The following is a 14239-nucleotide window of genomic DNA, read 5'->3' on the forward strand; positions in this document are numbered from 1 at the left end:
AACACCTCGACCCCCACCAAAAACCCCAACAAAACACCTACTTCAAACCACCCCCACCACCAACACCCCGCGAATAAACCTGCGCGAGAGCGGCACCCGTGCGAGAACCCGTCGAAAACCACAGAACCGCAACGCTGCCCCAGCACCTCCGGCCACCGCGAACTTAGCTGGCCGACCGAAGTGGCTCCACGCGAGGCTCGGCTCTGGCTACATCAGGCAAGGGTCATTCCTGCCGCGAACCAACTGAGCCGCGGCCAACTCAACGGCAAGCATGAGCGGTCTGGGCGAAACCGGGCTCTGGCCGCATCTTTCTAGGTCAATTCCTGCCGCCAACCAATCGAAGCCTCCAAGCGATCCTCAGCCCCGTGTTCAGCCTCTGCAGAAATGTCCTTAAACGACTCCATCCCGGCGGGAACCAAAAGTTCTACCGGGACGGAGTCCAACCGCCACAGACCCCAAAGGGGCGGACGATGCGTATCTGGACTAGGCGTCCTGCCAGCCCCGACCCTCCGCAAAGGTGGCCACGAGGGTGCCGACGCCGGCGTTGAGGGAGTTGGACGGGTCGAAGTAGAGAGAAGCCTCGCTGGCCCGGCTGTGGGTGATCAACTGCTCGGCCTCCAGCTTCGCCTCGGGAACGGTGGCTCCAATGATGCCCGTCCGCGCAGGCAACTCAGGGGTATGCACAACTTCAGCTTTCGCCTGGGTCAGCGGAACTGTAGTGCCGGAGTTGATTTCATCGTGAGGGAACTCGAACTCGGCATCATCGGCGGCTGCAGGAATTGTGTACTCAAGGAAATAGGTCATGAACCCACCTTTTCAGAAACGCACGATCATCGAAAGTGTACTTACCATTTGGGCGCACAACGTATTTCCACGTCAAACAGCTACTCCTATACTTGCGGCATGATGATGTCGCTGGTGTTTGGCGTCATAGCATCCAGCGCACTGGTCCTGGGTGCCTTCATCGGAGTCCGTTTTGAACTTCCAAAACGGCTTCTGGCCATGTTGCTGGCGTTCGCCGCCGGCTCGCTGATCACGGCTTTGGCCTTCGAATTGTTTGAGGACGCCTACGAACGGGGCGGCATTATTCGTGCAGCAATCGGTCTGATAGCGGGTGCTGTGGTGTTTACAGTCCTGAGCGCGCTGCTGGACCGCTGGGCGCAGCCAGGAGAGGCGAAGCAGGCGAAAGCCGCGGACGAGGTCCAGGGAAGCGCCAAGCTCGATACAGACGCTGCTGCCGCGGAAGAAGCCCCGACCTCTGCCTCAACCCGAGGCGCGGCAGGCCTGGCACTCCTGGCAGCCGTGACCTTGGATGGCGTGCCGGAAAACGTGGCCCTTGGCATCTCACTGGGGGAAGGAACTGGAGGCCTGGCACTCCTCGCCGCAATCTTCGTCTCCAATTTTCCCGAAGCGCTGGTTGGTTCGGCATCCATGCGCAGTCAAGGCCGCTCGGCCGGCAGCATCATCGGACTATGGGTCGCATGCGCCGTATTACTCGTGATAGCCGTAGTCCTCGGCGCCGGGCCGCTGTCCGGAACCGACCCGGAAGCCATTTCAGTGCCGCTGGCATTCGCCGCCGGCGCTGTGATCGCCTCGCTGGCGGACACGCTGATGCCCGAAGCCTACGAACATGGCGGCCCCGCAGTCGCATTGAGCACGGCAGCGGGATTCGTCCTCGCTTTCACGCTGTCGCTAGCCTGAGCAGCACCATCGCCCGCAGCCAGTCGCTAGCCCAAGCCGCGCCATCGCCCGCAGCCAGTCGCTAGCCCAAGCCTCTTCATCTCCTTCACGCTGTCGCTAGCCCAAGCCGCGCCATCGCCCGCAGCCAGTCGCTAGCCCAAACCGCGCCATCGCCCGCAGCCCCTAGCCCAAGCAGCCCCAACAAGCCCAAGGGTTCGTTCGGCTCCGGCCGATCCCTACTTACCGAGACCAGCTTTTCGCAGTGCTTCGGCCATGGCTGTATTGATCGGCGTCGGTTGGGGTGAAGGATTGCGCCCGGGCGACGGAACATTGCGGTTCGGCGTACTGCCCGACCGCCCCTGCTCCTGGCGTCCGCCCCGCTCGGATCCTTGCCCACGGCCTCGGTCAGCACCGGAGCCGCCACGCCCGCTGCTCTGGTTCCTGCCGCGCTCCTTGTTCGGGGACTGGCCCTGCGATTGGTTCTGCGGCTGGTTCTGCGGCTGGTTCTGCGGCCGGCCAGAGGACCGCCCTGAAGACGGCGCACCCGAGGCCGGTTCGTCGTCGAGCCGCAAGGTCAGGGAAATCCTCTTCCGCTCGGGGTCTGCTTCCATAACCTTCACCCTGACTACCTGCCCGGATTTCACCACCTCGCGGGGATCGGACACGAAGCGGTTCGCCAGTGCAGAGACGTGGACCAGGCCATCCTGGTGAACGCCCACGTCAACGAACGCGCCGAAGGCCGCAACGTTAGTCACGGTCCCTTCCAGGATCATGCCGGGCTTGAGGTCGGAGATCTTCTCGATTCCTTCGGAGAATGTCGCGGCCGCAAAGGCCGGGCGCGGATCCCTTCCCGGCTTGTCCAGCTCCGCCAGGATGTCCTTGACGGTGGGCAGGCCGAAGGTATCGTCCGCAAATTCACGAGGGTCCAGGGAGGAAGCCGGAGCCGAACCCGCCGCAACCAGGATCTTGCGCGCAACCGAGTAGGACTCGGGGTGCACACTCGAAGCATCCAAGGGTTCCGCTCCCCCGGTGATGCGCAGGAAGCCGGCGCACTGTTCGAATGCCTTCGCGCCCAGCCGTGGCACCTTCTTCAGGTCGACGCGCTTGGCGAACGGGCCATGCTCATTCCGGTAGGCGACGATGTTCTCGCTCAGCAACGGTCCCACGCCGGCCACCCGGCTCAGCAGCGCCGGCGAAGCGGTGTTCACATCGACCCCGACGGCGTTGACGCAGTCCTCCACAACGGCGTCAAGGCTTCGGTCCAGCTTCGACGCAGTTACGTCATGCTGGTACTGGCCCACGCCAATGGATTTCGGATCAATCTTCACCAACTCGGCCAGCGGGTCCTGCAGCCTGCGGGCAATGGACACAGCTCCGCGCAGCGAAACGTCCATCCCGGGGAGCTCGGCCGCGGCAAGCGCCGAAGCCGAGTAAACGGATGCGCCTGCTTCGGAAACCACAAGCTTCTGCGGTTTCCGGTCCACATCCGGCAACCGCTTGATCAGCTCGGCAGCGAGCTTATCGGTCTCCCTGGAGGCAGTTCCGTTACCAATGGCGACGAGTTCGACGGAGTGCTGCCGCGCCAGCCGCTCCAGCTTCGCCAGTGCCTCGTCCCATTTCCGGGCAGGAGCGTGGGGGTAGACGGTATCCGTGGCGACGACCTTACCGGTGCCATCCACCACAGCTACTTTGACGCCGGTTCGAAGCCCGGGGTCCAGGCCCAGGGTTGCCCGGTTACCGGCAGGCGCCGCGAGCAGGACATCCCGAAGGTTGGCAGCAAAAACGCGCACCGCTTCGTCTTCAGCTGCGGCAAACATCTTCCCGCGCAGGTCAGCGGTAAGCCGGGCGAGCACGCGGGACCGCCATGCCACCTGGGCCGTCTCCATCAACCACGCATCGGCGGGACGGCCGCGGTCGGCGACCCCGAGGCACTTGGCCACCGCTGACTCGTAACGGGAACGCGCGGCGGCGAGGGCGGCGTCGTCCGTGGGATCCGCTTCGGCGAGGTCCAACTCAAGGACGCCGTCCTTCTCGCCGCGCAGCAACGCGAGGACCCGGTGGGACGGCATACCGGCCGGAGCCTGCGAGAACTCAAAGTAGTCTGCGAACTTCTGGCCGTCCGCTTCCTTCCCCTTCTTCACGCGCGAGACCATCCGCCCCTGCGTCCACAGCCGTTCCCGCAGGGTGGCTGCGAGGTCCGGGTCCTGGGCAGCGCGTTCCACCAAGATGGCCCGGGCACCCGCGAGCGCAGCGGCGACGTCGTCCACAGCATGTTCAGCATTCAGGTACTTCGTGGCCTCACGCTCGGGGCTGAGGTCGGGACGCTTGAGCAATGCCTCAGCCAGCGGTTCCAGGCCGGCTTCACGCGCGATCTGTGCCTTGGTCCGCCGCTTCGATTTGAACGGCAGGTAAATGTCCTCAAGACGGGACTTTGTGTCCGCGGCAAGAATGGCCTTCTGCAGCTCAGGGGTCAGCTGGCCTTGGGCGGCAACCGCGTCAAGCACTGTACGACGGCGGTCCTCCAGTTCGCGGAGGTAGCGCAGCCGCTCGTCGAGGTCGCGGAGCTGCGTATCGTCCAGCGTCCCGGTGGCTTCCTTGCGGTAGCGGGCGATGAAAGGCACGGTGGATCCGCCGTCGAGCAGTTCCACGGCCGCCTTCACCTGCCATGCTTTGACCCCCAGTTCCGTGGCGATCTGGGTGTAAATACCGTCCTCCCGTTTTTGGGGCGTGGACGGAGCATTGGAAGGGGCCTGCGGCAGTTGAGTCACCAGAACATCTTGCCCTAAGCGCCTGCGCGGCTCCACTGTCCTGCAGGATGCGGCCCGGCGGTAAGGGTATTCCGCTACCGCCTCCAAAGTGCTGTAGTTGAAATGCCGTCTCAGGCAACCCAACGCTCGAGGAAGAGGGCATGATGCGGGAACTGCTTATTGTGTTTCAGGAGGGGTTCGAGGAGGCAAACATCACCGTGACGGTGAACGGCAAGCAGGCGCGGCGGGATTTGGACGTTTCCACGAATCCGATTCTCGGGATCGCGAACGAGGTGTCGGTAGAGCTTCCTGCAAAGGGTGCGCACGTGGGAGTTGAGGTGACCAACCGCGGCTTGAAGGCGATCACGAAGGTCAGCGGCAAGCCCAAGAGCGTCCTCGTCAACATCCAGGACGGGAAGCTTGTGATGTCCGAAGGCACGGGCCGGGAGGCGGTCCTTTAGCCCTTCTCGGCAGGCGCAGACCGGACTCTAGTAAAACTCCATTTGCTGGAGTAGCATCTGATCACCGCCGGCTTCCCCCGAGAAGCCCGGCGGGCCAACTTCACCAGCCAAAGGCCGTCGGATGGCCTTTGGTATCGCTGCCGGGACAGCACACCGAGCAGCAAGCGACGGCGGCACCCAAGCCGGGTGCCGCCGTCGTCTGTGTTTCTGAAGAAGGTGCCTAGCCGGCGTACGCCGGGTAATCCGTGTAGCCTTCGGCGCCCTCGGCGTAGAAAGTGGACGGGTCCGGCTCGTTCAGCGGCAGGCTCTCGTTCCAGCGGCGGGCCAGGTCCGGGTTGGCGATGGCGGGGCGGCCCACCACCACAGCATCCGCGTGACCGTCAGCCACCAGTGCGACTGCTTCCTCTCGGGTGGTGACAACACCGAACCCGGTGTTCACCAGGAAGGTTCCGCCGAACCGTGCACGGAGGTCCTGGATCAGTTCCCCGGCCGGTTCATGGTGCAGGATGCTGAGGTAGGCGAGGTTCAGCGGGGCGATGCTGTCCACAAGCACCTCGTAGGTTGCGCGGACATCTGCTGCTTCAACTTCGGCAATGCCCTGCACGTTGTGTTCAGGGGAGATGCGGATGCCGACTCGGCTGGCTCCGATTGCTGCCACAACAGCGTTGACCGTCTCGATGACGAACCGTGCCCGGTTTTCAGGTGAACCGCCGTAGCTGTCCGTGCGGACGTTTGAGTTCGGCGCCAGGAACTCGTGGAGCAGGTAGCCGTTGGCGGAGTGCAGTTCGACGCCGTCGAAGCCCGCTTCGATGGCATTCAGCGAGGCGTCGACGATTTCCTGCATCACCAGCGGCAACTCGTCAGGGGTCAACGCGTGCGGCACGGGGTAGGGCTGCTTACCTGACGGAGTGCGGACCTCACCCTCAATGGCAACTGCGCTGGGAGCAACGATGGGGTGACCGCCGGTGATATCGGGGTGCGAAACCCTGCCGCCGTGCATGATCTGGGCGAACATGCGTCCACCTTCGGCATGTACGGCGTCGGTGACCTTCTTCCAGCCAGCGATTTGTTCCTCGGTGACGATGCCGGGCTGGCCGGGGTAGGAACGTCCTGCAGGGCTGGGATAGGTTCCTTCGCTGACAATCAAGCCCAGGGAAGCTCGCTGGCGGTAGTGCTCGGCGAGCAGGGGCCCGGGAATACCTTCTTCGCCTGCACGGAGCCGGGTGAGGGGCGCCATCACAAGGCGGTTCGGGAGCTCAAGTTCGCCAAGGGCCAGAGGGGAAAACAGCATGCGCGGTTCCTTTCGGGATTTCCAGTGTTCTGTTAGGCCCAACTGGAACGCGCGTGCAACTATTCCGGGTGCGGTGCGAATCACAGAGCGTCCAACGGCGAGTGCTGCTGTGAGGGCCCGCACGTCCTGGGCTGGCGGGTCGCCTGGCTGGCGGGTCGCTTGGACGGCGGGTAACTTCGATTCGCGGCGCCCTAGCGGGTGGCTCCAACTCCTGGACAGCCCTGGCCCTGAGGGTTGGTGTTGCAGTCGTCGGCGTAGTTCCGGGTCAGGGACCGCCATACGCTGATGGTTTGCGGCGGCGCATTGAACTGGCCCTGGCCCGGGATGGGCAGTGGAGGTCCGGCGTTGACTGCGTACGTTCCTTGGAAGGACGTGGTCAACAAAACTTGGAAGTCGCCGGTGGATCCGTAGGCATGGCTTGTCCTGGTTTTTTCGCCCCATCGATCCTGCGGCAGCGGGCCTCCCATCGAGGGCTGCGGCCCGAAGACGGTGCCGTCGCCGTAGTTCCAGGTGTATTGGACCGGTGTGGCGACGATGTGCACCTGTTGCCCGAACATGGTGACATCGAACTGCTGTTCTACGGCTTCGGCATAGAAGTTGGTCTCGGCACCTCGGAGTGTGTGCGGGCTGGGTTGCGCCACCACCGTTCCGGCGTTTACGGGGAGGCTGCGGAATTGCCGCTGAATGTCGGCGGCGATGCGCGGCAGCAAGTCCTCGGGCTCAGCATCGTAGAAACAGGTAGGGCCGGAGTGGTACAACCAGTCAGGATCCGTTATGCCGGAGGGGGCTCGGTACCAAACGACTGGTATGCCGTCTTCGCCATTGGGCCCGCCATTACACGTGAGCTCCCTGCCAAGACATGGAGTAGCAAACTCTCCGACATCCAGATCGCATTGGTACTCGTATTTGTACTGGTAAGGGTCCCTTGGACCGGCGGCGCTCGAATCCCTCTCAAATACTCCTGTCACCGGGTTAGGGAGCCAGGTACCACCCACCGTCGCACCATTGCCGCCCCAGCCCGAACCTATGGAGGGCAACTCATCAGAATCGCTTGCCGCGGGAATCGCTGAAATCAACATTAGGAGACACATGAGAGCCGTAGCAAAAGCCACCTTCACGTTGCCTGCGGCCGTCATTACTGCACCAAGTGCTCGACAGTTTGCGCCTTCCAACCCGAACCGTCGTAGGCGGCAACGATTATATCGGGAGTAGTGAGCAGAGCGTCCAAACTCCCTTTCACGGTGCCGTCAGAAAGATGATAATCAATCTTTTCTTGACGCACCTGCACGACTGCCTGGTACGTTGCCGGCTGTGTTTCCACAAAGTTGCTGTCCACCCCCTCGACGGTCAGACGGCCTCCGGAGAGCCAGCGTCCACCTGCGTGCCAGTCGCCAACTTCTTTTTTGACCTTTCCGCAACTTCCGCAGGACGGCTCTGATACTGCTTCTAGCGGGGCCATATCGCCAGTTTCGTAGGCATAGCTGAGGGTGGAATACCAATACTTGGCAAATGCCTCAAGCCCTTCCTTCGTCTCCGTCTTTGCCACCTCGGGCAGTACGGGAACGGGGACGTTTTGGGCTGGACCCGAGGCATCGGCGGGTTTGTAGACGGCGCTGGGGGTCGGCGTCGGGGTGGGTGTTGCACTGGGCGAAGTGGACTCAGCAGCAGCGGGCGATGACGTGCCGGGATCTGCAGGTGCTCCGCCTGAGCAACCGGCCAGCAGGAGCGAGCCAGCAACAACGAAGGCCGCAGCGCCCAAGCGCATGCCATCACCGAACGTACGACTCTTGTGCGATGTCATGGGCCGCTATTCCCCCAGTAGTTTTAGACGGCTTACTCCGGACAGTGACTTAAGGGTAGCCCACATCACATTTCAACGATAAGAGTTATCCACAGGCTTTTCGTCCTTGGTTCTACCAGTGTCGGGATCCAAATAAGAAGTCAAGAGAGAAGGCCGGCGCATCAAATGCGCCGGCCTTCGTCAGCAACAACTCAAGTCAATAACAACTGAAGTCAATAACAACCCAAGGAGCTATGGCTTCGGCGGCAGCACCAGCTCCCCCGTCTTGTCCGTCGAAAGGGCGAGCGACGAAACGTACTGCGGGCCGCCGTCGGGCGCGTCCTGCGCGGACCGGACCATGTCCGGGCGTTCAAACTCAATACCCGTGACGTGGCAAAGGAGCCTGACGTCGCTGGGGTTCCCGTCGGCGTGGAACATGGGCAGGTCAATACCGTCGTCGGTCCTCCGCAGGTAATACCGACCCTTGGTGAGAAGAGCCAGCACCGGTGGGAGAATCAGGGCGAGCCCCACAGCGAAGATCGGTGAATACGGCTGGATCCCGGAACCAAAAGCCCCAAAGAACACGGCGATCGAGATCCCCGCGGAAACCAGCATCGACACGAAGCCCACCGGATTCACCGCGTACAGCATCCCGCGGCGGAACTCGGGCACCTTGGGCGAGATCTTCAGCAGGTACTTGTTGATGGCGATATCGGACGCCACGGTGACAACCCAGGCCATGGCGCAGTTGGCGTAGAAGCCGAGGATGGTGTTCAGGAAGTCGAACATGTTGGCTTCCATCAGCACGAGCGCAATCAGCAGGTTCACCACCACAAAAACCATACGGCCCGGGTACGTCTTGGTGATCCGGGTAAACGAATTCGTCCAGGCCAAGGAACCCGAATAGGCGTTGGTGACGTTGATCTTGATCTGCGAAATAACCACCAGCACCACGGCGAGCGTCATGGCCAGCCACGCCGGCATCATCTCCCGATAAACACCCAGGAACTGGTGCACCGGCTCGTTGGCTGTGGCGGAGGCAGCGGGGTCCAGGGACGCAATCAGGTAGATGGCAATGAACAACCCAACGATCTGCTTCAGGGCTCCAAAAATCACCCAGCCCGGTCCGGCCAGAATCACGGCCCGCCACCATGCGCCTTTATTCGCCTCGGTGCGCGGCGGCATGAACCGGAGGTAGTCGATCTGCTCGGCAATCTGCGCCATCAGGGACAGGCAGACGCCCGCGGCGAGCATCACGGAGGCCAGGTTCGGTCCGCCGTCGCCCGATTCGCCCGTATAAGCAAAGAAGCTGTTGATGCTCTCCGGGTGCGAAATCAACAGATAACCGACCGGCACCACCATCAGGAGCAGCCACAGCGGGGTGGTCCACACCTGCAGCTTGGCCAGGGTGTTCATCCCGTAAATCACCAGCGGAATGATGATCACTGTGGACGCCGCGTACCCCAGCCACTGCGGAACGCCCAGTCCCACCTCGAGCCCCTGCGCCATGATGGATCCTTCCAGCGCAAAGAAGATGAAGGTGAAGGTCGCAAAAATAACGTTCGTGACCACTGACCCGTAGTAGCCGAAGCCGGAGCCTCGCGTGATCAGGTCCAGATCGATGTTGTACCGGGCCGCGTAATAGGCCAGCGGGAACCCCGTGGCGAAGATGATCACGGCGGCTACGAGGATGCCAAAGATCGCGTTTACGGTGCCGTAGGCGATGCCAATGTTCGCCCCGATGGAGAAGTCCGCCAGGTAGGCAATGCCGCCCAAAGCACTCGTGGCCACAACTCCCGCGCTCCACTTCCGGTAGGACCGCGGTGCGAACCGGAGCGTGTAGTCCTCCAGGCTTTCCTTCGTGGCATTCAGTGCAGCGGTATTACCCGCTGCAGAATGGCCGACGACGGCGCCAGGGGCTTGCGCCACCGGCTCCAGTAATTTCGTGGTTTCCGTGTCATTACTCATCAAGGTGCGTCGCTTTCGTTGCAGGATTTTCCTGCTGAGACGCTATCCAGCCCGCGCGGCAGTTCCGTCACGATATTGTTTCCGGCCGGTTAATCCCTGACACCCCCTGTCAATAAACAGCGGAGAATGGACCACCCCTAGCGTATTTCTACGTATGGTAGAACAATAGCGTCATGATGTTTCAACACCCCGATGAAGACCCTGTCCTGGAACTCACCGACGAACAGTCCTGGCGCCTGCTGGAAGGGACAAGGCACGGGCGCCTCGTTGTGTCCGTGGCGGGCGAGCCGGATATCTTCCCCGTCAACTACGTCGGTTCCAAGGGCAAGCTGTACATGAGGACAGCGCCCGGTAACAAACTCGCCCAGCTGACCATCAACTCAGCAGTGCTTTTCGAAGCTGACGGGATCCTCTCCGACGAGGCATGGTCAGTGGTCCTTCGAGGCAAGGCCAGGATTCTGAACACCTCCGCCGAACTGGCGGAGGTGGAAGAGTTGGGGCTTAAATCATGGGTGCCGACTCTGAAGGACTTCTACGTCGAGATCGAGCCGACGTCCATCAGCGGCCGCCATTTCCAGCTCGGGGAGCAGCCGGAGCGCTGAGTCCAGGATCCTAGACTGGAAGCATGGCGGACAAGCTCACCCCGGAGCGGCGCAGCTGGAACATGTCCCGGATCCGCGGCAAACACACCAAGCCTGAGCTGCTGGTGCGCCGGCTCCTCCACGCCAAGGGCTACCGGTACCGCCTGCACGGGCAAGCCGGCGGAACCCGGCTGCCTGGCAACCCGGACCTGGTGTTCGCGGGCCGGCGAAAGGTCATCTTTGTCAACGGCTGCTTCTGGCACTTCCATGACTGCCGGGTGGGGCAGCACGCGCCGAAGGCGAATGCCGAGTTTTGGGCCGCCAAGCGGGAACGCACCAAGGAGCGCGACGCCGGACAGCGCCGCCAGCTGGAGGACGCCGGTTGGGACGTGCTCACCGTGTGGGAATGCGAACTGAAGAATAGTTCAGCCCTCGAATCCCAGCTGGTGCGGTTCCTGGAAACCACCAGCCCGCCCCAGCGCACGAGTCCGTAGAAACCGCATTCTTGAGGCAATCTTTGGGATTTGTCCCAGCCGTTCTTGATGCGGTTCCAGAAGGATGGATGAGTTGTCCCCATAAGGGCTGAAACCCTGTGCTTCCGGGGCAACAACACCACCTGGCGAAGGGAAATTGGGCCTGCTGTTACAGCAGAAATTCACCGGCTCAAGTAGTAGGCGCAGAAACCCGCAGTCCCGTCAAGAAACCCACAATTCTCCCCGTAAACCGACATGCACAAAAGGAACACCCCTAATCTGAAAAAGAAGAAATTCCCCCGATGACCACCACGTTTCCGAGTTGGAAAACGCCAGCCGAAAGGACCGCAATGACGCCGTCTGATGATACCGGCAGGCCGCTCGTGGACCAGTCAGTCCTCAACCGTCTGCGTGAGGAACTCGAGGAGGACGAGGGCTACTGCAGGGTTTTCGTGGGGAACTTCATCGACTATCTCCCGGACCGGATCGGACGGCTGTGGCGGGCTTTGACCACCGGGGACCTGGATGGGTCAGTGGACGCGGTCCTGAGTTTGAAAACCTCAAGCCAGATGGTGGGAGCGGAGCGGCTGGCAAGCCTGGCCATGGCGCTGGAGGGTGAAATCCGCACGGAAGCATACGACGCCGACATCGCCGTCATTCTGCCCAGGCTCGCGGCGTCCTTCCTGCACCCCATCAACCGGTGCAGCCGCCAGACGATGCACCGGCTGCAGGCTCAGTGTTCGCCGGGAGCCAGCCGGTAGCCGACGCCGCGTACCGTCTGGAGCCACCGCGGCTTCTGCGGCGAGTCACCCAGCTTCTTGCGCAGGTTGCCCATATGGACCTCGACGGACCGTTCGTCCGCCTCGCTGATGTAGCCCCCGACGTCGTAATCCTCGTCGCGCAACCGGCGTACCAGGTCCGCTTTGGTCCGGACCGTCCGGCCGGCTTCCAGAAGGGCGTGCAGGAGTTCGAATTCCGTGCGCGTCAGGTTCATTTCCGTGCCGTCCACCGTCACCGTGCGGGACGCGTAGCTCAGCTCCAGCCCGTTGTGGCTGTAGTTTCCCCGCTCGGGATGTGCGGCGGCATCGGCTGAGGCCTCGACTCCCCCCGCTTCCGCGGACTCAGGGACAGACCGGGGGCGGCGCATCATGGCGGCGATGCGCGCGCGCAGCTCGCGGGGCCGGAAGGGCTTGGTGAGGTAATCGTCCGCGCCGGACTCGAGCCCGATCAGGGTATCCAGTTCCTCGGTGCGGGCCGTGAGCATCACGATGTACGCGTCAGAGAACTCCCGGATTTGCCGGGACACCTCGAAGCCGTCGATGTCCGGCAGGCCAAGATCGAGGGTAATAACATCAGGATTCAGGGTCTTCGCAGTCAGGACGCCTTCGGCGCCGCTGCTTGCCACCGTGACATCAAAGCCCGCCTGGGTCAGGACCGTACGAACCAGTTCGCGGATGTCGTGGTCATCTTCGATGACCAGTCCCACACGTGCATCACTCATAGCGCCCCCTCAGCAGCCGACGTCTGAAGTATATAGCTGGCTGCGGATATCCTGCTGCTATGGCTCTGCACACCCTGCCCCATAACTTACCGCGCAATGACTGACCCCATCGCCTGGTCCACAGGGAAGCTGAGATTTTTCCGGCGCCCCTTCCATGAGTACACGCTGACCGAGCGCGTGGCATTGAGCCAGATGCCGCTGTTCGTGACCACCTTACTGACGGCGTTCCTCATCTGGGCTTTCTTTCCCGCGACCATGGGCAACCCGTTGTTCGTTGCCTTCCTGGTGTCACAGGTCGCCATTATGGCGCTGTGCTACCTGGTTCCCTGGGACCGGCTGCCGTACACGAGCTTCCTGGTTATTCCCTTGCTGGACTTCGTTTCCATTGCACTGGGCCGGGAGGGCGGGCAGGAAAGCCTGACCGGCATCAGCCTGCTGGCCGTCTTCCCGGTGATCTGGTTATGCGCCTCCGGCTACTATCCGAGGGCAGCTTTATGGTTGTCCTTCCTTGCACCGCTGGCAATCATCTGGGTCCCTTTGCTGGTCAGGGGCCAGCTCACCGGGCAGGACTTGGCCCGGTCACTGCTCCTGCCGGTGATGATGCTCGGCATCGGCGTTTCCGTGAGTGTCCTGACGCTCAGCATGATGCGGCAGCAGCGTGAGCTGGAGGAAAAGGATGCCCAGCTGCAGGCCAACCTGCGCACCAGCCAGCGCCAGGAATCACTGCTGAATACCGTCCTGGACACGGTCCATCTGGGCGTCCTCGCGGTGGACGCCGACGGGCATGACGTGCTGATGAACCGGAAGCAGCGGACCAACCATGAACTGGCCCGGCCCAAGGACATAGCGGACCCGAATGAATCCCAGCTCCTGGTCTTCGGCCCGGACCGAAAGACCCTTGTCCCGCTGGAGGACCGCCCGGTCCGCCGGGCTGTGCTGGGGGAAACCTTCACCGATTACCTGGTCTGGTTGGGCTCCGGGACCGAACAGCGTGCTTTTGTCACCACCGCCCGCGCCATGAAGGACGCGGACGGGAAATTCTTCGGTTCCGTGATCGCCTTCAGCGACGTAACGGACCTCGTCAACGCACTGACCGCCAAGGACGACTTCGTCTCCAGCGTCTCGCACGAATTCCGCACGCCGCTGACGTCGATCCTGGGGTACGTGGAGATCCTCTTGGGCGACGAGCCCGAGGAATCGCAGCGGTACATGCTGGAAATCATCCGCAGGAACTCGGACCGGCTGCTGACGCTGGTGTCCGACCTGTTGTCCAGCCGCAACGGCCAGCTGATCGTCACCCCGCACGCGGTGGACGTAGCCGAACTGGTCCGCACCAGTGTTTCGTCGGCCATACCGAAGGCTGACGAATCCGGTGTGGTGCTGTCCGCCGAGACGCCGGACCGGCTGGAAGCGCACGTGGACGGACCACGGATCTCCCAGGTCCTGGACAACCTGGTGTCCAACGCCATCAAGTACTCCCCCGACGGCGGGAACGTGCTGGTCTCGCTGGAACAGGAGGACGGCCATCTGGCCTGCCGGGTCAGGGATACGGGGATGGGCATGAGCGCCGAGGACGCGTCAGAGGTTTTCGCCAAGTTCTTCCGCACCAGCAACGTTCGCAGGACCGCCATTCCGGGGGTGGGCCTGGGCCTGCCCATCAGCAAGGCCATCGTCGAAGCCCACGGCGGCACCATCGAAGTGGAAAGCGCCCTCGGCGAGGGAACCACGTTTACGTTCCGCGTCCCCGTCTAGATTTC

The 14239-nt window shown here is 62.6% G+C and carries 13 protein-coding genes; 6 read left to right on the top strand and 7 right to left on the bottom strand.

The genetic code is table 11. The annotated features are described in order from the left end of the window. Positions 1-483 precede the first annotated feature (483 nt). Positions 484-804 carry a hypothetical protein gene (locus AC3A4Z_RS19685; RefSeq protein ID WP_498713580.1) on the bottom strand — a complete coding sequence of 107 codons (321 nt, stop codon included), beginning with the start codon at positions 802-804 and terminating at the stop codon, positions 484-486. 99 nt (positions 805-903) lie between these two features. Here AC3A4Z_RS19685 and AC3A4Z_RS19690 point away from each other — a divergent pair, with 99 nt between their 5' ends. Beyond that, positions 904-1701 (top strand): ZIP family metal transporter, encoded by a 798-nt coding sequence (locus tag AC3A4Z_RS19690; protein WP_498713582.1) that lies wholly within the window; start codon positions 904-906, stop codon positions 1699-1701. Between the two features lie 215 nt (positions 1702-1916). Here the strand turns inward: AC3A4Z_RS19690 and AC3A4Z_RS19695 are convergent, their stop codons facing one another. Next, entirely contained in the window at positions 1917-4448 is a 2532-nt protein-coding gene (locus AC3A4Z_RS19695) for a Tex family protein (RefSeq protein ID WP_498713583.1), read from the bottom strand. Positions 4449-4591: 143 nt separating this feature from the next. On the opposite strand from AC3A4Z_RS19695, the gene AC3A4Z_RS19700 reads away from it, so the two are divergent. Continuing rightward, on the top strand, positions 4592-4888 hold the full coding sequence (locus AC3A4Z_RS19700; RefSeq protein WP_050056183.1) for a hypothetical protein: 297 nt from the start codon (positions 4592-4594) through the stop codon (positions 4886-4888). Between the two features lie 220 nt (positions 4889-5108). Here AC3A4Z_RS19700 and AC3A4Z_RS19705 read toward each other — a convergent pair whose 3' ends face one another. The 4 genes from AC3A4Z_RS19705 to AC3A4Z_RS19720 all read right to left on the bottom strand — a co-directional run bounded on the left by AC3A4Z_RS19705 (position 5109) and on the right by AC3A4Z_RS19720 (position 9927). Then, entirely contained in the window at positions 5109-6179 is a 1071-nt protein-coding gene (locus AC3A4Z_RS19705; protein ID WP_498713585.1) for an alkene reductase, read from the bottom strand. A 191-nt stretch (positions 6180-6370) separates the two neighbouring features. Further along, positions 6371-6937, bottom strand: a complete 567-nt coding sequence (locus AC3A4Z_RS19710) for a hypothetical protein (protein WP_498713587.1) — start codon at positions 6935-6937, stop codon at positions 6371-6373. A 377-nt stretch (positions 6938-7314) separates the two neighbouring features. After that, the gene (locus tag AC3A4Z_RS19715; protein WP_498713589.1) at positions 7315-7980 is read right to left on the bottom strand and encodes a DUF6318 family protein; all 666 of its coding nucleotides are present in this window, start codon (positions 7978-7980) and stop codon (positions 7315-7317) included. 231 nt (positions 7981-8211) lie between these two features. Next, positions 8212-9927, bottom strand: a complete 1716-nt coding sequence (locus AC3A4Z_RS19720; RefSeq protein WP_498713591.1) for a purine-cytosine permease family protein — start codon at positions 9925-9927, stop codon at positions 8212-8214. A 173-nt stretch (positions 9928-10100) separates the two neighbouring features. Here AC3A4Z_RS19720 and AC3A4Z_RS19725 point away from each other — a divergent pair, with 173 nt between their 5' ends. The 3 genes from AC3A4Z_RS19725 (at position 10101) to AC3A4Z_RS19735 (ending at position 11742) form a co-directional block, all read left to right on the top strand. Next, positions 10101-10529: a pyridoxamine 5'-phosphate oxidase family protein gene (locus tag AC3A4Z_RS19725; protein WP_498713593.1), complete on the top strand. Its 429-nt coding sequence runs from the start codon at positions 10101-10103 to the stop codon at positions 10527-10529. A gap of 23 nt (positions 10530-10552) precedes the next feature. Then, the gene (locus AC3A4Z_RS19730) at positions 10553-11002 is read left to right on the top strand and encodes a very short patch repair endonuclease (RefSeq protein WP_498713595.1); all 450 of its coding nucleotides are present in this window, start codon (positions 10553-10555) and stop codon (positions 11000-11002) included. Positions 11003-11331: 329 nt separating this feature from the next. After that, complete coding sequence (locus AC3A4Z_RS19735) at positions 11332-11742, top strand: Hpt domain-containing protein (RefSeq protein WP_498713596.1); 411 nt, start codon at positions 11332-11334, stop codon at positions 11740-11742. Here the strand turns inward: AC3A4Z_RS19735 and AC3A4Z_RS19740 are convergent. Then, positions 11715-12482, bottom strand: coding sequence for a response regulator (locus tag AC3A4Z_RS19740; protein WP_493972134.1), 768 nt, complete (start codon positions 12480-12482; stop codon positions 11715-11717). The genes AC3A4Z_RS19735 and AC3A4Z_RS19740 overlap by 28 nt on opposite strands. A gap of 96 nt (positions 12483-12578) precedes the next feature. Here AC3A4Z_RS19740 and AC3A4Z_RS19745 point away from each other — a divergent pair, with 96 nt between their 5' ends. Continuing rightward, positions 12579-14234 carry a sensor histidine kinase gene (locus tag AC3A4Z_RS19745; RefSeq protein WP_498713599.1) on the top strand — a complete coding sequence of 552 codons (1656 nt, stop codon included), beginning with the start codon at positions 12579-12581 and terminating at the stop codon, positions 14232-14234. Positions 14235-14239: the final 5 nt, after the last annotated feature.

It is taken from the genome of Arthrobacter sp. Soil_C_49 (assembly GCF_057656635.1).